Here is a 20,636-nt window from a genome sequence, read left to right as displayed (position 1 = left end):
TGGCGCAGCCTATGAAGGTTATTCGGTTTTATCTGAAGCGGCTTGAGGTCCATTCTCTTGCTCGTGGTCCAAAGTATCGCTGTAGACGGGGTAAGCGACATTTTTGTCAGGATGTGAGAATCTTCCGGTCTCGGGAATGATCCCTTTTTCAAAGTAATCCCTATTTTCCGCAGATTGAAACCCGATATCCTTGAACGGATGCACCCACTCATCACCGGACATCACCGAAGGATCCGTCTCTTTGGACCAGTTCTCAAGCGGAGACTCGTCCGATTCATAGTCATGGTCTCCAATGACAACGCCATGCGAGTTGACAAACGGATCTCTCGGTCCCCTGCCTTCACGAAACTGCGGCAAAAAGTTAATTTCAAAAGGGTCCAGCTCGCTTTGGTCCTTGGTTGCGGCTTTGGGGAACTTCTGTTTTTCCTTGTCTTCTGAACTCACGCATTATCCCTCCCTATCCATCCTGGATCGTAAATGCCCCTCTATACCGAAGGACGGTTCGGTCCATCCAGCTTTTTATCCCTTATTTCTTCATTAGCTACTTCCGGAGTATGATTTTGCTTCGATTGCTTTTGCTGTTCTTCGGAATTTATTGTGCGATTGTTCGCCATAATGACCAGCTCCTTTCCCTGTTATTATGTTTCTCCGCATGAAATTAACTCAAAGCTTCAAAAATTGGAATGTAAATGAATGCTTGCTGAGCACATCGAATTGGTATCCCTGCTGCTTCAAATAGAGGATGATCTCGGGAAGAGCTTCGACCGTTGTCGTTTTCACATCCATATCATGCATCAGGACAATGATCCGATCCTTGCCCGCACTATTGCCTTTAACGGCATTAATAATCTCCTCTTTGGGTTGAACGACGGCAGCCGCATCCGTGGAACTCACGTTCCAATCGAAATATTGATATCCATTTTTCGACATTTCCCGGGTAATAGCATTCATCACCTTTCGACCTCCGAACCGCCAGCTAAGCCGATTATTCGACCCGCCGGGAAAACGGAGCAAATCGGTTTCAACCCCTACCCGATCTTTTAAAAAGCGATTCAATCGATCTGCATCGGCTTTGAAGGCCTCTACGGAGGTATAAATGCGCTGGTAGTCGTGAGAAAACGTATGGTTCCCTAATGTGTGTCCCATTTGGACGGTGTGTTTCAGGGTAGGAAGGTAATGCTCGGCTGCGCGGCCGGTAATAAAAAAAGTCGCTTTGACATCGTGTTCGCTTAATATTTGTAAAATCCGCTCCGTATTGCGGGACGGGCCATCATCGAACGTCAAATAGGCCACCTTCCCGGGCTTTCCTTGGGCATCCTTCGCTTGGGACGAGGGGACAGCCGCTTCAGAATGCGCCCTTGTCTCGTTTCCTTGGAGGCTCAGCTGTGTCGTCACGCGTTCCTCTTCTTTATCGTAGTCCGGGATAGGTGCCATAGCCGATTTTGGGCTGACAAGCCCGGCAGCCAGTTCATTGGAATGAGCCGGATGCTCTTCCTTTGCCGCGTTGTTCGAGCCAAGCTTTCCCTGATGAGAGAGGTTAGGCAGCCACAAGGTCCAAATTAACGAAATGGCGATACACCCGGCTAAAATCGACCATAGGATTCCGTTCCGCTGCTTCATGGCAGGTCCTCCAATTCCCTACATGGTAAGGTTATTATGGCTTTTCTTTTGCCGGCAAAGACCGTGGAATTGTTGGGTAGATTGGGATATTAATGCAATCAGGGCCATCCTTTGCATTGGGCTGGAAAAAGCGTACAATGGGAATGACGTTGATTGGAGGTATTCCAGGTGATGCTGAACGTTTAGGCGTTAAGCAAGTAGTTTGTTGGAAGCAAAGCTATCCTTTTGGTCACACACTCAAGTGACATGCACCCCACCCCGTAGGGTTAAGGGTCGAAATATATTCTAAATGCAAGGAGCTTCAAATCATTATGTCCTATGATGTTATCGTAATCGGAGGCGGTCCTTCCGGCCTCATGTCCTGTATTGCCGCCGCTTCCCATGGAGCCAAGGTGCTGCTCATCGATAAAGGAGATAAGCTCGGGCGCAAGCTCGGCATTTCCGGAGGCGGAAGGTGCAACGTAACGAATGCCAAGGAGCTGGACGAGCTGATTCGACATATTCCCGGCAACGGGCGCTTCCTGTACAGCGCATTCGCTCAGTTCAGCAACAAGGATATCATCGCCTTTTTCGAAGGGCTCGGGATTCGGCTTAAGGAGGAGGATCGCGGCCGTATGTTCCCGGTGTCCGACAAGGCCAAGACGGTTGTCGTTGCATTGGTGGGCAAGGTGCGCAGCCTGGGCGTGGATATCCGCGTTCATAGTCCGGTTCGACAAGTGCTGTACAGAGGGGATCGGGTCGCCGGCGTAGAATTGCAGGACGGACGACGTGTCGAATCCAGTGCGGTGATTATTGCTACTGGTGGCAAATCGGTACCTCACACAGGCTCCACCGGTGACGGTTATGCTTGGGCAGAGGCAGGAGGTCATACGATCACCGAGCTGTATCCGACCGAGGTGCCGGTGACGTCCAAAGAGCCCTTCATTCGCAGCAAGGAGCTGCAAGGGCTGTCCCTGCGCAATATCACGCTGTCGGTATGGAACCCGAAGGGGAAGAAGCTGATCGAGCACGAAGGCGACATGATCTTTACCCATTTCGGCCTCTCCGGCCCTGCTGTCCTGCGCTGCAGCCAGTTTGTCGTCAAAGCGCTGAAGCAGTTCAATGTCCCGACGGTGAAGATGACATTGGACTTATTTCCCGAGCTGGGCGCTGATGAAGTGTACAGCTATACTCTGTCTCTGGCTAAAGCAGACCCCAAGAAGCAGATCAAGAATGTGCTGAAAAACGCAATCTCCGAGCGGCTTCTCCCTATCCTACTGAATAAAGCGGGTATAGCCGAGGACGTCACCTTCGATAACATTCCTAAGCAGCCCTGGATGGAGCTGGCCCAGCTGTTAAAGGCATTCCCTATCGAGGTGAATGGGACCCTTTCCATAGAAGAAGCTTTCGTTACCGGCGGGGGAGTGAGCTTGAAGGAAGTCGACCCGAAGACGATGCAGTCCAAGCTGGTCACAGGCTTGTTCTTTTGCGGGGAAATACTCGACATTCACGGCTATACAGGCGGCTACAACATTACTGCGGCTTTTACGACGGGGTATACGGCGGGTAAGAGTGCGGCGGAATCGCTGAATGAATCCCGATAAAATGCAATAAGCACACCTTTATATGAGGTGTGCTCAAGTTGTTTCATGCTATTTCGGCATCCGGTTCGCCGCTGAGAAATACTCAGGGCTTGTCCCGTCCGCGAAGCGAACCGCTTCTCTCACTTTCGAGAAGTCGTTGCCGACGACGAACAGCTCGTCCGCGTTTACCTGCTCCAATGTCAGGAAAGCAGCTGTACCGCTCTCAGCCTTGCAGCCTTCGACAGACAGCTCTTGAACATCCTTCAGTTCAATGGCGCTGACATCCTCCTTAGCCGCCTTGCCGCGGAAGCCCTTGAGAGCCAATTGCTCGATATGCTCACCATACATCGCATTGGACCAGTGCTCGTTCGGCTCGCCATTCCATGTGACCTCCACATCGTCGAGCGATACATTCTTCGCGTAACGGCAGAACACGGCCGGAATATGATGCGGAAATACTCCTCGTGCCGAAGGCTGCGTGTCGAATAGGCCGCCGGGATAGCCGCTTTTCACTCTCATCGTATGTTTGAGTCCGCGAATCGAGATGTTCTCTATGACGCTTTCCTCCGAGCCTTCCAGATAGACGCCGCCTTCGGATTCCACCGTGATGTGATCAAAGCGGATATTGCGGATTTTACCCGGTGCATGCTGTGCACCATTGCGGCGTTCCGCCGTAATAAAAATCGGCTCGCCCTTGCCCCACCAGCGAAGCTCTCTCTCGGTCTCCTCCGCATCACTGAACAATCTCGTCTCGATGACGATGTTTGAGAACAAAATATTTTCGACAGTAGCGCCGTCGCGAACCCATAAACCGAGTCCACGGTTGGAATTGCGGATGACACAGTTCTGGACGACGATATTGCGGATATCGGCGTGGGTTTCCGTCCCGATTTTCACAGCGGAATCGTGTGTGACCAGCGTACAGTTGGTAACGGTAATATTCTCGCAAGCGCCGTAGCGCTCCGCACCGTTCTTCGTCGTTTTCACCACGATGCAATCATCGCCCGTCTCAATGTGGCAGTCGGAAATATGCACGTCCTTACAGCAATCCGGATCGATCCCGTCATTGTTCGGCCCGCGCTGCTGTCCCAGAATCTTAATCCCGTTAATATTGACGCGGTTGCAGCCGGTCATATGCAGTCCCCAAGAAGATGCGCGATACAGCGTTACATCCCGGAACAGCACGTCGGTGCAGCCCTCAAAGTCGATCAGCTTGGGGCGGAACCCTCCCAATGGAAGCAGCACATAGTCGCTCACCCCATCCTCAGGCTCCAGAAAATGCTCCCCGCGCCCATCAATGGTCCCAAGACCGGTTATCGATACCTTCTCGGCGTGCCGTGCGCAAATCAGCGCATTTTTCCCTTGGCCTTCGCTGTAAAAAAGCTCCTCCGACCCTGCCGTCATCGGAGCGACGAAATCCTGCTCCTCCATGCTGCTTACAATTCGCCCGGCCGGCTCCAAATGCAGATTGACATACGATTTGATCATCAGCGTGCCGGACAAATAGTCTCCCTTAGGCACGATTACCGTGCCTCCGCCCTGTTCAAAGCAATGATCAATCGCCGCTTGTATGCTGGCCGTATCTTTAGTGACTCCGTCGCCAACGGCGCCAAAATCTTTAATATTCACTATCACGCTGCTTCATCCTCTCTATATGCGTTCATTATGCTCATCGCCACAGTAATAGGCAAAGATCGGCTCGATATGCTTGAAGTACAGATGGCCATCCTCCCAGGCCTGAAAATGAAGGTCCATTCGCGAATCGTTCCAGTTCTCGGGAGTGCCTTTCGTGTTCAATTTCTTAGGAGCCAACGGCTCTTCCACGACCTTTGGAAACTCCTGATAGCCGAAGAGCAGGTTTTCGTGCATGGCGATAATTTCGTACTTTTCACCCAGGAAAGCCCGCTCCTCCTGCAGCTGGTAATGATAATAAATGTAGCTCGCCATCATCTCCGGCTTCAGATGTGCGATTCGGCCCGCCCTGCGCTCTACCGGAGCTTTACGAATCCAGTGCTCATAGCTTACCGGCTCGTTAAAATGAAACACGTCGACCATCGGAATCCATTGTCTCTTGCTCTCTTGTCCCGGCCAATCCTCCAAAAAGGGAGCCGCACCTTGGAACAGGGTGTCGGGGTGAATTTCTTCCGGAATGCATTCATAATACAAAAACACGTTCCTCATCCAGCGAAATGCGGCAATGGTCATCAAAGCGCCTTCATCAACGAGCCTTCTCGCGGCTTGGGACTCCAGCAGCTGCTTAAGCCCCGCCTCTTCCTGCCCCTCTCTGAGCTGTGCACGAAATATCATTCTTTTCACATTCATCTGCTCCAATCGTTTCCTGTCTTGCAGAGAATTGTTCCTGCATCGATCAAGCTTATTCTTCTTCATTCATACTACGTTTTTCATTTTCCATCAACAGGACATTTATGCAGCGGGGCCGATTGCGTTTGACTTTTATTGCTCGGTTGCTCTTATTTTGCAAAATAAAGAGCCGCCGGCTGCCTGTAACACAGGCTCCAGCGACTCTTAACGTCGTGAATGAATTATTTCCTGGCGGATGCGACGACATCCTTAGGAATAGGACATTGATAAGTGTTTCCTTGCAGACGATCCTTCAGCTCCTGCTTCGCTTGCTCGATGAGCTCCGGATTTTGAATCATCTTCATGGCTGTAGCCGCCATGACCTTGCCGGCATGCAGCATGCCTTTATGAGCGATGGAGGTAGCCCCCAGCGTTACCCACTGCCACGTATGCGGCGGCGAGCCGACAACGAAGCACGCGGTCGTGCATTGAGCCGTCGGCGTAATCCAGCTCACATCCCCTACGTCCGTTGAACCGTACAGCGGCAGCGTTCCCGTATAAGGATTCAAGCGGTCCGCCATCGCACGATCTCTCATTCCCGCAGGAATGTTTGGCGCACTGCTAATCTCCGCCTCCGATAAGGTCGCCTTTACCTGCCGCGCCAGCTCCAGCTCCGCCTCGTCATGCGCCGGAACTCCGAGCTCTGTGAACTGCTCGTACATGACCTGCTCCGTGACCGTATTCGGCACGAGGTTCGAGCAGGCTTTGTCGAATACAATGCTCACTTCCGTGCCGGTCATCAGGGCCGCGCCGCGGGCTATATCGCTGACCCGGTCAAAAATCTCTTTGGCCTGCCCAATTTGCGGTGCGCGGATCAAATACAGCACCTCCGCATTCGCCTGCACCACATTCGGGGAATGACCCCCACTGTTGGTAATAGCGTAGTGAACTCTAGCCTCTTGGATAATATGCTCGCGCAAATAGTTCACACCGATATTCATCAGCTCGACCGCGTCGAGAGCGCTTCGTCCCAGATGTGGACTAGCGGCCGCGTGCGCGCTTCTGCCTTTAAACTTATAATAGACCTGATAGTTCGCCAAGGAGCTGACCGACATGATGCTGTTATAGTCCATAGGATGCCAGCTGATGGCAAAATCGACGTCGTCAAACAACCCTTCTCTCGCCATAAAGGCTTTGCCGGAGCCGCCCTCTTCACCCGGGCAGCCGTAATAGCGAATGGTGCCCGGAATGCCGTTCTCCTCCATATACTGCTTCAGAGCAACGGCTGCGGCCAGAGAGCCGGTACCAAGCAGGTTATGCCCGCATCCGTGCCCGTTGCCTCCCGGGACGATCGGCTCCGCCTCAGGCGTCGCTTTCTTCTGGCTTAGGCCGGACAGCGCATCGAATTCGCCCAGTAGCCCAACGACAGGATAACCGCTTCCATAACTTCCGACAAAAGCGGTAGGAATGCCTCCAGCCCCTCTCTCCACGGTGAAGCCTTCTTGCTCTAATGCTTGACAGAGCAGCTCCGCAGAGCGGAATTCCTCGAAGCGGGTTTCCGCGTAATCCCAAATACAGTCACTGAGATGAATGAAGGTTTCTCTCTTCTGCTCGATAATGGCTGAAAGCCGTTCTGTTGGCTTCATCTTCATCAGTCCCTCACATTTAATAAACGAATAATTAACGAAAGTTGCGCTTATTAATATTATAGGACTTCTTACCGTTTATTTCAATCCGGAGGTTAGGCGGTATATTTTGCTTGGTCTCCCGCGTACCGAATGAAGCTCCTCGCCGCCGACCTCGGCAAGCCCGTATTCGACCAGGCTTCCCATAATCCGCTGCGCGTTGCGTATTGTCATGGACAAATGAGAGGCCAGGCTTGCGGTTGTGAACCCGTCCCAGCCCATACGCTGCACAAGCGCTTCGATCTTGTTGTATGTCTTGGCGCTGATGTTTGCCTGGGCCAGCTTTTCCAGCAGCTCCTTGTTATTGGTGCGGTAAGCATACGTGAGCTCTTCCTCTTCTCCTGCGGCTTCGACTATAACCCCGTTCTCCTGCACGATGACAATGCCTCTGTCTTCCTTCTCCTTGGCATGCTGCACCGCCCTGCGCGCATGGTTCTCGGCCGAAAAGGCCGTAGTGCCGAAGCCGATGCCTACGGCTACCGGAACGTTAGCCTCCAGAGACAGATGCTTCACCGTCTCCCTCAGCATCTCCAGTTCCCGCTCGATAGCCCCGCGGGAGCTGAATATTTGATATCTCCCGTTGCCGTTCTCAAGCAGGGAGCCGTCGATTCTCTCGCAGAGCAGCAGCAGCGCATGCTTGATCTTCAGCTCCAGATGCTGCAGATGATAACGAGTGCCGGATTTCTCGGAGATCTGGTCGAACTGATCGATTTCAATGATTTCTACACCGATCTGGGTATCTTTAAAAAAGGAGCTTTTAGCCTGCTCATGGATCATTTTGACAGCCAGGCGAATGTCCTGCTGCGTCATCCCGATACGGTATACCGGGAAGTCTTGTCCCTGCAATGCCTGATACACATAGGTCATGCATGTTAGGGCACCGTCGATTTTCCCTTCTCTCCACAGCTTGAGATGGTACTCAACCAGCTCATCCGGATCCGTATGCTGATCGAACATTTTAATATAGGTCTGCTCCATCGGAAAGCCCGCTTCCAATAACGATTCCTGTAAATCGAGATCCTCCGTATAGATCATATCAATGGAGATCCGTGTGGATACCTCACGGCGATAGAGGGACAGCTCCAGCAAGCTCTTGAACAGGCTCGCCCCGGTAGGCTTGCAATAAACGACGTTCGCATCGGTATGGAGCAATTCCTTGGACCGGAGATACGGTATGGGACCGGAGAAGAACCAGCCGTGCACCTCATGCCGATGCTGCTCTATGATAGCCTTCACTTCCTGCGGGTTTTCGTAAGGAAGCGGAATAAATTCAATTTCGTATGGACTTTCCTTGGAAACGTCCAATATTTTCTCAACGGATGGAACGGGTCCTACAACGCCGAATTTATACATCACTGCTCTTGCTCCTTCTTTAGTTCAGCTAGAAGATGATTCTATTATAGCAAGTTCCCCCGTATTCGGGAAAAGGAGAAGCTAGGGGGGGCGACTGGAGTTGCTGGCTTTACAGAGTCCCTTTCATTTAAAGGATGGGGCGTGAAGAAAAAAGAGGCTCCTCCTTATCCGAGGAGAGCCCCTTTCTGCGAAGTTGATTGAATCCTTTACAACATGAATTTATTTCAAAACTCTTCTGGCGATCCGGTTCAGCAGCTCAATGCCCCAGGGAAGCACTTCCTCCTCGATATCGAACTTCGGATGATGATGCGGAGCCGGCAAATTCGAACCGATGATCATGTACGTTCCCTTGCCGCCCAGCTCCTGCACCCTGCGGATCATGAAGCTGGCATCCTCGCTTCCGGCCGAGCTTGGCTCCCCTGTTTTAATGGAAGTAAAGCCCTCCACTTGCCGCGCTTCCTCCATCGCCAGTGTAACCAGCTCTTCATCGCAGACGATCGGAATCGCCGCGCCGATGACCTCTATCTTATAGGTCAGCTCATGCATGGCCGCACTGCTCGCAATAATATTGCGAACCCGGCGCTCCAGCTCGCTGTTCGTTTCCTCGGAGATGGAGCGGGTTTCGATGATCATTTTGGCATACTCGGGAACGATATTGGCCGCCGTCCCGCTCTGCAGCACTCCGACGTTAATGCGTGTCGAGCCCGTGCTGAACCGAGGCAGCGCATGGATGTTCAGGGTTGCTGTTGCTGCGCCAAGCAGCGCGTTGCGGCCCTGCTCCGGAGTAGCTCCCGCATGGGAAGCTGTGCCATAGAAATGCGCGGCCAGCTTGGTGCTTGCCAGGAAGCCGTAGGAGCCGCCGTGCATCTCCCCTGTAGGCACATCCGTGCCCAGATGGTGACAAAATAAATAATTGACGTCATCCAGATGCCCTTTTTGCACGATGGAATAAGCACCGCGAACCCCTTCTTCAGCCGGTTGGAATATGAGCTTCACCGTACCGGAGAAATCGCCGTCGGCCAGCTTCTCTGCCAGTCCCAGACCGATGGTCGTATGGCCGTCGTGGGCACAGGCATGCATATTGCCTTCATACTTGGAGCGGAAGCCGTTCGCTTGAGGAAAGTGGCTTTCCTCATCGCTTTCCCGAATCGGCAAAGCGTCCATATCAAACCGGAAGGCTACTGTCGGTCCCGGTGCACGCCCTTTCTTAATCCCGATGACAGCCGTATAGCCGCCTCTCATTCGCGCTGCGATATCCGGATTTGCTCCGTCACGCAGCGCTCTCTCATAAGCTTCTTCCAGCAGGTTGTCTGACGGAAGTCCCCGGCGGGACGGACCATCCAGCGCATCTTGTCCATAGATCACTTCATAACCCCATGCGGTCAGCATCTCCACAACCTTGGAGGCGGTGCGGAATTCGGTAAATCCGACCTCGGGATGTTCATGCAAATCACGTCGTACGGCAATAATGTCCAACGTCTCCAGCTCCTTTTAAATCTTTTTCTATATTTTCCGTTGTTGTTACATCTTCGGATATACGCCCGGCCCGATCGGCAGTCCAAGGAAAAACCAGATAACGAGCAGCAGCGTCCAAATGATAAAAAATGCGATAGGATAAGGCAAAATTAATGAGAAATACGTACCGAGCTTCGCATCCTTCTTATATTCCTGCAAAAAGCCGAGGAACAGCGCAAGGAACGGCGACATCGGAGCAAACGGAATGACCGAGGAATCCGCAACCCTGAACACGATTTGAGCAAACGCAGGGTGATAGCCGAGCGCCATAAACAAAGGAATGAAGACCGGCGCCAGAATCGACCAGATCGCCGAGCCGCTGGCAATAAACATCGTAAGCAATGCGGACAAAAACATCAAGCCGATAACGACCGGAATGCCGGTCATGTTCATATTTTCAAGGAAGTCGGTAATCCCCAGAGCCATGAATTTCCCCATGTTACTCCAGTTAAAGAAGGCGACGAATTGCGATAGAGGGAACACCATCACGATAAAACCGGCCATCCCCTTCATCGGGCTGACAAGCAGCTTCGGAATGTCGTTCTGGCTTTGGATCAGCTTCATCTTGATCCCGTAGGTAACCGCTATCGTAAGGAAAAACAAAATAATGATGGGCACAATGCCTGACATGAACGGCGACGGTATGACCGTACCCAATTTCGGATCACGCAGCAGGGCTCCTTGAGGAACAACGAGAATCGCCATGATGGCAATGAAAATCAGGGCCACGATACCGGTCGTGCGAAGCGCCCGGTTCTGCTCGTCAGTCAGCTTCTCCAGTTGCTTGTCCTTGCTTCCTTCGTACTTGCCGAGTCGCGGTTCAATGAACTTATCCGTAATGAGCGCTGCAACAATCGTCAGTACAATAACCGAGGTCATCATGAAGAACCAGTTGTCCGTGACGTTAACCGTCATTGCGGGATTGACCGATTTGGCGATATCCGAGCTGATGCCGGACAGCAGCACATCCGTCGTCACGATAAGAATATTGGCCGTAAACCCGGAGCCTACGCCGGCAATGGCCGCAAGAAGTCCTGCAACCGGGTGGCGTCCCACAGCCAGGAAGATGAGGGCTCCCAGAGGGGGCATAATCACCAGCGCCGCATCCGAGGACACGTGACTGAAGAAGGCAATGAATACGACAAGGTAGCTCGCATACTTGGCGCTGACCCGGGTCGTCATTTTACGCATAACCGCTTCGAGCAAGCCGACCTTTTCCGCCAGCCCGACGCCAATCACCAATGATAGGATTGAGGCAAGCGGTGTGAAGGCCGCAAAATTTTTCGTCACGTTCATGACGATCCATTGAATGCCTTCCTTGCTCAGAAGATTTTTCACATAGACAGGTTCCTTCTTGATCGGATCGAACGCAGCGACGTGAAAATACGATAATAGTGCAGTAGCCGCCATCAAGATGAGGATCAAATAGATAAACAAGATGAATGGGCTCGGGAGCTTATTGCCTACACGTTCCACCCATTTAAACAAGCCTGATTCGTTTGCGCCAACCACTGGATTTGCAGCCTTTTCCATATTTAGTTCCCCCTGATCAATAGTGTGTAGGTCGTATGATGCGGTTGCAGGGTGACCGAATCAAACTATCCCCGGTTGTCCTCTCAGCTATCTAGTAACGGCTCAAAAGCTTGCTTGCCCCATGTCACGGTCATCTCGCAGGGATTCCTTCCATTTCAATATGCCCTTCTTCACTTGCTTGTCCTAATAGGAAGAAGCTGGTTGAGCATTTGAAATCGCTTTCTTATTTACCTGAGATAACCGTTCCTTTGACCGTTTTCATTGAAAATGAAAGCGTCAGGAACGAGCGGAAACCATTAATAGATAATATAGCGAAATTTTCGTTAAATTTATTATATATTCGTTTTATTCAGATTTCAATACCCATGTCACGTTTATTATCATTTCCAATTTCTTACTGGAGCTGCCGGTGAACGGGTATCCCCTGAGCAGAACAGCAAAAAACCGCAGGAACCATGCTGCGGCTTAAACAAACTCATAAGGGCAATTTAACAACTGCCTGAATACGGCTCAATATGAACGTGTACGTTCTCGATTTGATGCTTCTTGTTCATGCGTCGTTCGATTTCATCGCTAATATCGTGGCTTTGCTCCACACTCAGCTCCGCTGCGACCTCTACGACAACATCCAGAAGCACGCTGCTGCCGTGTACACGAGCTTTAATGTCCTTGATTCCTTTGACCCCGGGGGTATCGCCGACCGTCTCGCGGAACATGGTCAGCTTCTCTTCATCGAAGCCGTCTGTCAGGGCATGAGTGGCTTCGTAGAAAATATCCCAGGCCGTTTTGCAAATAACGATCCCTACCGCAAATGCGGCAATGGCATCAAGAATAGGCATTCCGAGGCGCGCTCCGAATATGCCGACGGCGGCCCCAATACTGACGAGCGCATCCGACCGGTTATCGTAAGCGGCGGCCATCAGCGACTGATTGTTGATTTTGCGGGCCAGACGGCTGTTGTATAAGTAAACGAACCACATGCACGCAGCACATATCAGGGCGATCCATGCGGCTATCATGTCCGGAGCCTGTCCCTTGTCTTCGAAGAAGCTCTGGCCGGACTGAATCAGCACCTGGATGCCGGCAGCGAACATAATGAAGGACGCCACCATAGAGGCGATCGTTTCCGCACGCATGTGACCGTACGGGTGGTCGTGGTCGGGCGGCTTGCGCGAGATCCGCAGGCCGATAAGTACGGCAAGAGATACGATAATGTCGGTTGTATTGTTAATCCCATCCGCTGATAACGCTTCTGAGCCTGTCAGGTATCCCATAGTGATTTTGAATGCGGATAAAATAATGTAGGCAATGATACTGACCCATGCGCCTCTCTCGCCCTGCTTCAGATTATCGTATGTGTCCACGTTGATTCTCCCCCAAGCTTCCTTTATCGAAAAATACGCTGCTTTTTGACCGAACCCCATCATAACAAACGAAACTTGTGTGGGTCTAGAGAAACAGTGTTTTCCTAGCAACGAAAAATAGGGACAGCGCAACTTTGTTTTCTAAGGCAAATCTTTTTCACCCAAGCTAATTTCTAGTCTATATTTATAGAAGATACGGGGTAGCACTCCAATAGAAATCCTGACAAAAGAAAGAGCAGCCTCCGCATTGTGGGCGTGAGGCCGCTGCCTGGCTTTATTGCCGATCCTTTGTTCAAACAGCCGACCTTATAATCGGACTCCGGCATCAAAATAGTTGTAATCGTCAGTAGAAGGATCAAATACCGGATGGCCATTGCCCGAATCCGACTCTCCTGCAGCAACGCCCGGGAACGTATCCGCTGTCGTGCTGTCGTTCTCCATTAGATCTTCATTGATCAGATGGGCCGGGATGGAGATATAATCGGCTTCATTATAAGCCATCGCGTAGGTATCGCTTTCCGTTGCGGCACCTTCCATTTCCTTCAGCCTGCCCCCGTGCGCCTGGGCAATCTCCAATGCCGAGGTCAGATCGTTGTTCTCGACATCGATATGCAGCGCAGGCAGCTTCCATTCCCGGTGCAGTCCCGTATGGTACCCGAGCTCCTCCAGCGTTTCTTTGGCCAGCAAAGCCGACTTTTCATTTTCAAACTCAAAAAAGATAGGCACACCCGTCATTCGGTTCGTTCCTTTCATGAAAAAGATGGTTTGGCTTAGATTCCCCGCGGACGCGCCAAACTATTCCTTTTTCCGCAAACAGACATACGCTTGAAATCCCTTGCATAAATTGGTTACAAAACGATTCAGGCATGACCATTCTTCTTATTAGAAAGAGGTGTGTGCATTGAGCCCATTGAACGACGATGAAAGAGGCTACCCTGCGGCAAACGCTCCGTCCGGGGTCGATCCCGCTGATGTCCATCAGAACAAATGGCTTGCTGTGGCCGCTTATATTATATTTTTCATTCCGCTGCTTGCCGCGAGACAATCCCGATTCGCCATGTACCATGCCAATCAGGGGCTTGTTCTGCTGTTGTTCAGCATCGCCTGCAATATTGTGCTCGGCTTTATTCCGTTTATCGGCTGGATCCTGCTTCCGATTGCCAATTTGGCCACATTGGTTCTTGTCATTATAGGGATTCTGCAATCGGCCAACGGGCAGCTGAAGCCTCTGCCTGTGATAGGAAGCATTTCCCTTCTGAAAGTTCCGTAGGTCGAATAAGAACACGCCAAAAAGCCGACCCCGTTGTTCAACGATGTCGGCTTCCTTTTTTATGCGAAGATGATTATACGCCTATGGCGTAAGCTGCCTCCAGAGGAAGAGGAAAGCATTCGACCAGCTGCCCTTGGCGGAAGATACACCGGTATTCCCGAGGCTCCTCCAGATTCAGCATGGGCGGCAGGAAATGCCGGAGATGATTGGCGACTCCCTGGTTATCCGGATGAATGACCCATTCGATAGGCTTGAATGCCAATATCCCCTCGGCCGTCCCGACCGGATGGTCAAAGTCCTTCCCTCTCCCGGGAGGCATATCGGCCAGGTACACATACATTCCGCCGATGGGCTTGCCGTCGACTTCCCAAGTAACAATCCCGCCAAAATGCGCCTCAGCCAATAGGATCCCGGTCTCCTCACGCACCTCCCGAAGGACGCTCTCACAGGGGGATTCCTCCGGCTCCAGCTTACCGCCTACACCGTTCCAGAGCCCAAGCAAGGGAGACTTATGCCGGTTCAGCATCAGCAGCCGGTCACCTTCACGGATAAAGCACAGATTATACTTAAGCCTCATGAGGTACCTTCCTTTCGACCATTAAATATGTATGTGTTTAATAAATCCTAATCCTCAGGCTCCGTTAATCTCGGCCGCCGTAGGCGAGCTTCTCCGCCAATGTCACGGCTAATGTCCCGGCCAGGACCCTCTTCCGCTCCCACTCATGGAGAGGCATGGAGATGCTGACTGCTCCGCAAACCTCTCCCCCAGGCTGCTTAATAGGGGCGGCAGCGCAGCAGAAGCCCATAACAGCCTCCTGTTCATCGCAAGCCACCCCCTCCAGTCTCGCCTGCTGTACCTGCTTCTTCAATACCTCAATCGAAACGATAGTGTAAGGGGTCAGCTGAGCTAACGGAGTCTCGGGCGGATACAGGCGTTCCCACATCACCTCATCCACTCCGGCCAGCATGACTTTGCCGAGACCCGTGGCATGAGCGGGGAACCTTGAGCCCGGTCCGGAAATGACCTGCACCGGCGTCGGGGCCGCTTCCTTCGCCAAATAGACGACCTCCGTGCCCTCCAGCCTCGCAAGCTGAACGGATTCTCCGATTTCCCTCATGATCGCAGGCGCTTCCCGCTTGAATAGGTCAATCAAATTAAATTGCTGGAAATACGCGCTGCCAAGCCAGCCGAAATAACCGCCGAGTCCATAGGAATCCGCTGCATCCTTCTCAATCCAGCCTAATTCCTCCATGGTCTGAAGCAGAGAAAACATCGTGCTCTTGCTGACATGGGTCCGCTGGCACAAATCAGTGAGCTTGAGCCTTCCCCTCTCTTCCGCGATTTCGCGAAGTACACGGTGAGCCCGGTCCAGAGCGGGCACCCAATATTTTTTATCCATGGCTTGCATAGCCCCCATTATTATTATTCATGGCATAAATATGCTTCACTGCGATTGTGCTCTGCCGCGGTTGAGCCTTACTATATAAAAAATAAGTTCACAATAATGAACCTTGTTTCAAAATTCTATTCCCCACATTTTATCACCTGTCCCGACCAAGGGTCAATGAGCGCCTCTCCCCAAAAGAAATGCGGAGCCGCCCCGTCTTTTCCTGAAAAAACGGGCTGTCTTGAAGTTCCCAAATTTACATATAATGTTTGTCAATTGACCATTGTTTTGTTATCATTGACAAGTAGTTAATGATGTGTAATGATAGGGTTAGAAAATACCACTTTATCGCTTGAAAGCCAAAAAGCTTCGAAGTAGCGAAGTATTATAAGGTGGCCAGCATCGCCCGCCATACGGTTTCTTTGCCGGGCTGACTCCGCCACAACGAGAAAAGGAGCACATATTATGACAAGAGGTATGAATCACAAAATTTTGGACTGCACGATTCGTGACGGAGGTCTCGTCAACAATTGGGATTTTAGCGTAAAAATGGTACAAGATATGTATGCGGGCTTGAGCGAAGCCGGCGTCGAATATATGGAAATCGGCTATAAAAACTCCGCCAAGCTGCTTAAAGGTGCCGATGCTGGCCCGTGGCGCTTCCTGAACGAAGATTTCTTGAAGGAAGTTATCCCTAACAAAACCGATACCAAGCTGTCCGCTCTGGTCGATATCGGCCGTGTAGACGAGAACGACATCCTCCCTCGCGAGCAAAGTCAGCTTGATTTGATCCGCGTAGCTACTTACATCAAGGATGTAGATAAAGCGCTCGAGCTGGTACGCAAATTCAACAGCTACGGCTATGAGACCAGCATTAACATTATGGCGCTGTCCCACGTGATGGAGAATGAGCTGACCGAAGCTTTCGAAGAAATCAACAAAAGCCCGGTTGACGTCGTCTACATTGTAGACTCTTACGGCAGCATGGATTACAGCGATATTGATTACCTCGTTGCCAAATTCCAACGTTTGCTTCCTGAGAAGCAGCTCGGCCTTCATATGCACAATAACATGCAGCTTGCCTTCTCGAACACGATTATGGGCGCGAGCAAGGGTGTGCAATTCCTGGATGCTTCCGTATTCGGCATGGGCCGTGCGGCAGGTAACTGCCCTACCGAGCTGCTGGTAAGCTACCTGAAAAATCCGAAATACGAAGTACGTCCGGTTCTGGATCTGATTGAGAGACATTTGGTGCCTATGCGCGAGAAAGTCGAGTGGGGCTACATCGTTCCTTACATGATTGCCGGCGTATTGAACGAGCATCCTCGTGCCGCCATGGCTCTTCGCGCAAGCGATGATAAAGATAAATACGTAGACTTCTACGATAAACTGACATCTCCGGAAGCGATGCCTACCAATCATCATTCCGACTAATTCGTTCCCATAAGCAATTCATGAGAGACGGCTGCCCTAGGCGGCCGTCTTTGCATATTATTACCATCCCCTACAGCGGCATTTGAAGCGATAGCTCCCATTTTTTGTGGATATGATATAGCTAGTACCACTATTGATCATCTTTTCAAGGAGGCAGTCAGATGAACAACAAAGTATGGGGATGGGCCGCTGTCACGGCTCTTATTATCGGTGCAAGCATGATCTTGTCTCATCCGGCTTCTGCGGATCCTGCTTCGGTCCCGGCTCCAGCGGAGTCAGAACAAATGATGAATTATGATGAACAAGTCGCGGCGGAGCAGGCGGAACTCCAGAAGCAAGCCAAAATTACAAAAGACCAAAGCGTCACCATCGCCAAGAAAAAGGTAGACGGCAAAGTACAGGAAGTTATGCTCGGGATCGAAGATGGCACTGTCGTCTACAACGTCTTCATTGAAGATAAGCATTCGCAGGTGATGGAGGTTAAGGTCGACGCCAACACCGGAAAAGTCATTGCCGTGGAACAAACCGATAACGACATGGAAACCGTTGAAGATATGGAATAGTCGATGTTTAAGCCTTCTGCCCGCCGGGTGCCGAGGGCTTTCTTTTTTGCCGCGGCCAATCCGGGTGTCCGGGAACAATCCCTCTGCGAGTGCTTTTTTTGCTATAATGTAAGGTACGGCTGGCAGCCGAAACTTACACTCGCCTTTCGCAGCAGCGCGCTTCCTCATCTATCAACCCTGGAGGTGATCATTGATGCAGCCGACCCTTACACATAAAGCTCCCAAGACGCTACTTAATCCAGCCGGCGGTTACTTGACCGGATACAGCCATACACTGAATCCCTATACAGGCTGCGCATTCTCCTGCTCCTACTGCTATGTGCGGGAAATGCCGGTAGCCAAGTTCCGTTCCGAGCCCTGGGGAACCTGGGTCGATATTAAGGAAGGGGCTGCCGCAATCCTGTCAAAGGAGCTTACCAAGGCGCGGCGCAAAGGTCCCGTAACGATCTTCATGTCGTCCAGTACGGACCCTTATCAGCCTGTAGAGTACCGCGAGCGGCTCACCCGCTCCCTGCTGAAAGCAATGGTGCAGACACCGCCCGATTTTCTTCTCCTGCAGACACGCAGCCCTCTCGTCACACGGGATATCGATCTGCTGCTTCAAATGAAGGAGCACGTCCGGGTCAGCGTCACGGTGGAGACCGATCTGGAGCCGATGAGACGTGCGTTCACCCCGGCAGCGCCGCCCTTGGCGGCAAGAATGAAAGCGTTGAAGCAGCTTACAGCGGAGGGTCTGGATGTACAGGCGGCTATCTCTCCGGTACTGCCTTCCTCGGATCGGTTCGCCGAACGGCTTGCCGAGGTCGTCGATCGGGTGTGCATTGATGACTTCTTCATGGGTGACGGAAGTCTCGGCAAACGGACCGAGCGGCTTGGCATTCGCCGTATCTACGAGGAGCTCGGAATGACCGAATGGTACGACCGAAGCGCTTATGAGCGCGTATGGAATAGGCTGAAGGCTCATTTCCCCGAACATCAGATCCTGGTCAGCCAAGCAGGCTTTTTGCCATGAAGCCCGGACCTTTCATTGCATCATAGAACAGTAACGCCCCTTAAGACTTCTGCCATGCAGCAGTCTAATAGGGGCGTTCGTCATTTCATACCCAGGCTGTAGAGGCACGTCCTCTGTCTCGCCAGGATGGAATTACCCTTTGACAGAGCCGACCAAAGCACCTTTGGCGAAATATTTTTGCAAGAAAGGATATACGATCAATATTGGAAGAGTTGATACCACGATAACGGCCATCTTGATCGTTTGCTCTGGCGGTTTGATGAAATCGTTACCCGTATCCGCAGCCAATCCGCTCGCCGCGATAACGATCTGACGCAGCAGAACCTGAATCGGCCATTTCGACGCATCATTAATGAACATAATGGCGTGAAAATAGGAGTTCCAGTAGTTTACCGCATAGAACAAAGAGATAGTGGCCAAGGATGGCAGAGACAGAGGCAGAACGATTTTGAACAAAATTCCGAAATCGCCGCAGCCGTCGATTTTGGCAGATTCCTCAATCCCGTCCGGAAGTCCTTGGAAAAAGCTGCGCAGAATGATCAGATTGAACGCGCTGATTGCACTAGGCAAAATCATTGCCATGTAGCTGTCAATCAAACCCATTGCTTTCACGACAAGGAAGGATGGAATCAAGCCGCCGCTGAACAACATGGTGAATACGATCATCAGGTTAACGGTAGTACGACCATCCAAGTCTCTTCTTGTCAGACCGTATGCCATGAGCGAAGTCAAGAACATACTGATGATGGTACCGCCAACGGTAACGCCAATAGATACAGCCAATGCTTTAAAGAGTGTTCCCGTCGATAAAATATATTGATAAGCGCTCAGCGTAAATTCACTTGGAATCAATACGAACGGCTTGCGCGCCATCTCTTCCGCTGTAGTGAACGAGCCCATAACCACGTGAAGGAACGGCAGAAGCATGAGCAGCGAGACGATGACAAGGAGCGTAATATTGACAAAGTCGAATAAACGGCTGGCAAACGTTTTATCTTGAACCATTTTGATGCCTCCTTTGAAGTAACGGCTTAGTAGATTCCGTCCTCGCCGAATTTCTTAGCCAGCCAGTTGGAGAACATCACCAGAAGCAGGCCGATAACGGATTTGAACAAGCCGACAGCGGTACTGAAGCTGTATTGCCCTTGCTTCAAACCGGTTGTATAGACATAAGTATCAAGGATTTCTGCTACGTTCTTATTCATGGAGTTGAGCAGCAGATAAATATGCTCGAAGCTGGTATCCAGGACGTTACCAATTTTCAGAATCAATAGAACGATAACTACACTACGGATACTCGGAAGTGTAATATGCCAGATTTGACGAAAACGTCCGGCTCCATCCATCCGCGCCGCTTCATACAAGCCCGGGTCGATAGCCGCCATGGCCGCCAAGTAAACAATCGTTCCCCAGCCCGCTTCGCGCCAAATCACCTGAATGACATAAATCGGATTAAACCATTCCTCACTCATGAGGAAATTGATCGGCTGTCCGCCGAAATAAGCAATCAGCTCGTTAATAAGACCGCCATCCATCGTCAGCATAACGAAGGAAATGGATACGACGATAACCCATGACAAGAAATGCGGGATATACACAATCGTTTGCACAACCCGCTTGAAATACGAACTGGCGACTTCATTAAGCATAAGTGCCAGCAAGATCGGTACGGGGAAATAAAATACGATATTGACGACAAAGACAACTAATGTGTTTTTGAATATATTCCAAAACTCCGAATCGGTGAACAATCGTTCGAAGTGCTTCAGTCCGACCCATTCACTGCCCATGATTCCCTTATAGGGCTGGTAATCCTGAAATGAAATCACCAGGCCGAACATAGGAATGTATTTAAAAATCAGAAAATAGAGAAAGCCCGGCAATATCATTAGATAAATATAACGGTTGCGAACGACACGTTTCCAGAGACCGCTTTGAGGCTTTGGAACAACTACGGGATTAGACTCAGCAGCCGTATTATTCATTACGTTCATTCCTTTCTATCGTTAGCAATCGGAAAATGCAATCGAGATAGG

20 protein-coding genes are annotated in these 20,636 nt (G+C 51.2%); 5 read left to right on the top strand and 15 right to left on the bottom strand.

From position 1 onward, the window contains the following. Nucleotides 1–18 precede the first annotated feature (18 nt). The 3 genes from ABEA66_RS26390 to ABEA66_RS26380 are packed head-to-tail and all read right to left on the bottom strand — an operon-like array spanning nucleotide 19 to nucleotide 1,620. On the bottom strand, nucleotides 19–444 hold the full coding sequence (locus ABEA66_RS26390; protein WP_079913617.1) for a DUF3905 domain-containing protein: 426 nt from the start codon (nucleotides 442–444) through the stop codon (nucleotides 19–21). Nucleotides 445–485: 41 nt separating this feature from the next. Beyond that, nucleotides 486–614, bottom strand: a complete 129-nt coding sequence (locus tag ABEA66_RS26385; RefSeq protein WP_256865532.1) for a hypothetical protein — start codon at nucleotides 612–614, stop codon at nucleotides 486–488. A 49-nt stretch (nucleotides 615–663) separates the two neighbouring features. Continuing rightward, on the bottom strand, nucleotides 664–1,620 hold the full coding sequence (locus ABEA66_RS26380) for a polysaccharide deacetylase family protein (protein ID WP_345592242.1): 957 nt from the start codon (nucleotides 1,618–1,620) through the stop codon (nucleotides 664–666). 311 nt (nucleotides 1,621–1,931) lie between these two features. Here ABEA66_RS26380 and ABEA66_RS26375 point away from each other — a divergent pair, with 311 nt between their 5' ends. Further along, nucleotides 1,932–3,203: a BaiN/RdsA family NAD(P)/FAD-dependent oxidoreductase gene (locus ABEA66_RS26375; RefSeq protein WP_345592240.1), complete on the top strand. Its 1,272-nt coding sequence runs from the start codon at nucleotides 1,932–1,934 to the stop codon at nucleotides 3,201–3,203. Between the two features lie 48 nt (nucleotides 3,204–3,251). Here the strand turns inward: ABEA66_RS26375 and ABEA66_RS26370 are convergent, their stop codons facing one another. The 8 genes from ABEA66_RS26370 to ABEA66_RS26335 form a co-directional block, all read right to left on the bottom strand. Further along, a complete protein-coding gene (locus tag ABEA66_RS26370) occupies nucleotides 3,252–4,817 on the bottom strand; it encodes a glycoside hydrolase family 28 protein (RefSeq protein ID WP_345592238.1) in 1,566 nt (521 codons plus the stop codon). A 15-nt stretch (nucleotides 4,818–4,832) separates the two neighbouring features. Next, nucleotides 4,833–5,504, bottom strand: a complete 672-nt coding sequence (locus tag ABEA66_RS26365) for a hypothetical protein (protein ID WP_345592236.1) — start codon at nucleotides 5,502–5,504, stop codon at nucleotides 4,833–4,835. A gap of 221 nt (nucleotides 5,505–5,725) precedes the next feature. Beyond that, nucleotides 5,726–7,129 (bottom strand): M20 family metallopeptidase, encoded by a 1,404-nt coding sequence (locus ABEA66_RS26360; protein WP_345592234.1) that lies wholly within the window; start codon nucleotides 7,127–7,129, stop codon nucleotides 5,726–5,728. A 78-nt stretch (nucleotides 7,130–7,207) separates the two neighbouring features. Then, entirely contained in the window at nucleotides 7,208–8,521 is a 1,314-nt protein-coding gene (locus ABEA66_RS26355) for a hypothetical protein (RefSeq protein ID WP_345592329.1), read from the bottom strand. 219 nt (nucleotides 8,522–8,740) lie between these two features. After that, a complete protein-coding gene (locus ABEA66_RS26350; protein ID WP_345592232.1) occupies nucleotides 8,741–9,997 on the bottom strand; it encodes an amidohydrolase in 1,257 nt (418 codons plus the stop codon). A 45-nt stretch (nucleotides 9,998–10,042) separates the two neighbouring features. Next, nucleotides 10,043–11,569, bottom strand: coding sequence for an AbgT family transporter (locus ABEA66_RS26345; protein WP_079913625.1), 1,527 nt, complete (start codon nucleotides 11,567–11,569; stop codon nucleotides 10,043–10,045). A gap of 488 nt (nucleotides 11,570–12,057) precedes the next feature. Further along, complete coding sequence (locus tag ABEA66_RS26340) at nucleotides 12,058–12,933, bottom strand: cation diffusion facilitator family transporter (protein WP_079913626.1); 876 nt, start codon at nucleotides 12,931–12,933, stop codon at nucleotides 12,058–12,060. 306 nt (nucleotides 12,934–13,239) lie between these two features. After that, nucleotides 13,240–13,668 (bottom strand): hypothetical protein, encoded by a 429-nt coding sequence (locus tag ABEA66_RS26335; protein WP_079913627.1) that lies wholly within the window; start codon nucleotides 13,666–13,668, stop codon nucleotides 13,240–13,242. Nucleotides 13,669–13,843: 175 nt separating this feature from the next. On the opposite strand from ABEA66_RS26335, the gene ABEA66_RS26330 reads away from it, so the two are divergent. Continuing rightward, nucleotides 13,844–14,203 (top strand): DUF4870 domain-containing protein, encoded by a 360-nt coding sequence (locus ABEA66_RS26330; protein WP_079913775.1) that lies wholly within the window; start codon nucleotides 13,844–13,846, stop codon nucleotides 14,201–14,203. 73 nt (nucleotides 14,204–14,276) lie between these two features. Here ABEA66_RS26330 and ABEA66_RS26325 read toward each other — a convergent pair whose 3' ends face one another. Then, complete coding sequence (locus tag ABEA66_RS26325; RefSeq protein ID WP_345592227.1) at nucleotides 14,277–14,780, bottom strand: NUDIX hydrolase; 504 nt, start codon at nucleotides 14,778–14,780, stop codon at nucleotides 14,277–14,279. A gap of 64 nt (nucleotides 14,781–14,844) precedes the next feature. Then, the gene (locus ABEA66_RS26320; protein ID WP_345592225.1) at nucleotides 14,845–15,603 is read right to left on the bottom strand and encodes an IclR family transcriptional regulator; all 759 of its coding nucleotides are present in this window, start codon (nucleotides 15,601–15,603) and stop codon (nucleotides 14,845–14,847) included. Nucleotides 15,604–16,056: 453 nt separating this feature from the next. On the opposite strand from ABEA66_RS26320, the gene ABEA66_RS26315 reads away from it, so the two are divergent. The 3 genes from ABEA66_RS26315 to ABEA66_RS26305 all read left to right on the top strand — a co-directional run bounded on the left by ABEA66_RS26315 (nucleotide 16,057) and on the right by ABEA66_RS26305 (nucleotide 18,600). Next, nucleotides 16,057–17,025 carry an aldolase catalytic domain-containing protein gene (locus tag ABEA66_RS26315; RefSeq protein WP_079913630.1) on the top strand — a complete coding sequence of 323 codons (969 nt, stop codon included), beginning with the start codon at nucleotides 16,057–16,059 and terminating at the stop codon, nucleotides 17,023–17,025. 161 nt (nucleotides 17,026–17,186) lie between these two features. Further along, the gene (locus ABEA66_RS26310) at nucleotides 17,187–17,588 is read left to right on the top strand and encodes a PepSY domain-containing protein (RefSeq protein WP_345592223.1); all 402 of its coding nucleotides are present in this window, start codon (nucleotides 17,187–17,189) and stop codon (nucleotides 17,586–17,588) included. 193 nt (nucleotides 17,589–17,781) lie between these two features. Then, the gene (locus ABEA66_RS26305) at nucleotides 17,782–18,600 is read left to right on the top strand and encodes an SPL family radical SAM protein (protein WP_345592221.1); all 819 of its coding nucleotides are present in this window, start codon (nucleotides 17,782–17,784) and stop codon (nucleotides 18,598–18,600) included. A gap of 132 nt (nucleotides 18,601–18,732) precedes the next feature. On the opposite strand, the gene ABEA66_RS26300 is transcribed toward ABEA66_RS26305, so the two are convergent. Together ABEA66_RS26300 and ABEA66_RS26295 are read right to left on the bottom strand one after the other, a co-directional pair. Next, nucleotides 18,733–19,605: a carbohydrate ABC transporter permease gene (locus ABEA66_RS26300; RefSeq protein WP_079913633.1), complete on the bottom strand. Its 873-nt coding sequence runs from the start codon at nucleotides 19,603–19,605 to the stop codon at nucleotides 18,733–18,735. 26 nt (nucleotides 19,606–19,631) lie between these two features. Continuing rightward, the gene (locus ABEA66_RS26295; RefSeq protein ID WP_079913634.1) at nucleotides 19,632–20,585 is read right to left on the bottom strand and encodes an ABC transporter permease; all 954 of its coding nucleotides are present in this window, start codon (nucleotides 20,583–20,585) and stop codon (nucleotides 19,632–19,634) included. Between the last annotated feature and the right edge of the window lie 51 nt (nucleotides 20,586–20,636).

This window comes from Paenibacillus vulneris, assembly GCF_039543185.1.
GTDB lineage: Bacteria > Bacillota > Bacilli > Paenibacillales > NBRC-103111 > Paenibacillus_S > Paenibacillus_S vulneris.
This window is presented reverse-complemented; position numbering and strand designations above follow the sequence as displayed.

What these genes read in the sequence shown, in the direction of transcription:
- ABEA66_RS26380 (WP_345592242.1), bottom strand. Translation starts at nt 1,620, where the DNA reads ATGAAGCAGCGGAACGGAATCCTATGGTCGATTTTAGCCGGGTGTATC.
- ABEA66_RS26385 (WP_256865532.1), bottom strand. Translation starts at nt 614, where the DNA reads ATGGCGAACAATCGCACAATAAATTCCGAAGAACAGCAAAAGCAATCG.
- ABEA66_RS26320 (WP_345592225.1), bottom strand. Translation starts at nt 15,603, where the DNA reads ATGGATAAAAAATATTGGGTGCCCGCTCTGGACCGGGCTCACCGTGTA.
- ABEA66_RS26305 (WP_345592221.1), top strand. Translation starts at nt 17,782, where the DNA reads ATGCAGCCGACCCTTACACATAAAGCTCCCAAGACGCTACTTAATCCA.
- ABEA66_RS26325 (WP_345592227.1), bottom strand. Translation starts at nt 14,780, where the DNA reads ATGAGGCTTAAGTATAATCTGTGCTTTATCCGTGAAGGTGACCGGCTG.
- ABEA66_RS26365 (WP_345592236.1), bottom strand. Translation starts at nt 5,504, where the DNA reads ATGAATGTGAAAAGAATGATATTTCGTGCACAGCTCAGAGAGGGGCAG.
- ABEA66_RS26315 (WP_079913630.1), top strand. Translation starts at nt 16,057, where the DNA reads ATGACAAGAGGTATGAATCACAAAATTTTGGACTGCACGATTCGTGAC.
- ABEA66_RS26360 (WP_345592234.1), bottom strand. Translation starts at nt 7,129, where the DNA reads ATGAAGCCAACAGAACGGCTTTCAGCCATTATCGAGCAGAAGAGAGAA.
- ABEA66_RS26310 (WP_345592223.1), top strand. Translation starts at nt 17,187, where the DNA reads ATGAACAACAAAGTATGGGGATGGGCCGCTGTCACGGCTCTTATTATC.
- ABEA66_RS26300 (WP_079913633.1), bottom strand. Translation starts at nt 19,605, where the DNA reads ATGGTTCAAGATAAAACGTTTGCCAGCCGTTTATTCGACTTTGTCAAT.
- ABEA66_RS26295 (WP_079913634.1), bottom strand. Translation starts at nt 20,585, where the DNA reads ATGAATAATACGGCTGCTGAGTCTAATCCCGTAGTTGTTCCAAAGCCT.
- ABEA66_RS26335 (WP_079913627.1), bottom strand. Translation starts at nt 13,668, where the DNA reads ATGACGGGTGTGCCTATCTTTTTTGAGTTTGAAAATGAAAAGTCGGCT.
- ABEA66_RS26355 (WP_345592329.1), bottom strand. Translation starts at nt 8,521, where the DNA reads ATGTATAAATTCGGCGTTGTAGGACCCGTTCCATCCGTTGAGAAAATA.
- ABEA66_RS26375 (WP_345592240.1), top strand. Translation starts at nt 1,932, where the DNA reads ATGTCCTATGATGTTATCGTAATCGGAGGCGGTCCTTCCGGCCTCATG.
- ABEA66_RS26345 (WP_079913625.1), bottom strand. Translation starts at nt 11,569, where the DNA reads ATGGAAAAGGCTGCAAATCCAGTGGTTGGCGCAAACGAATCAGGCTTG.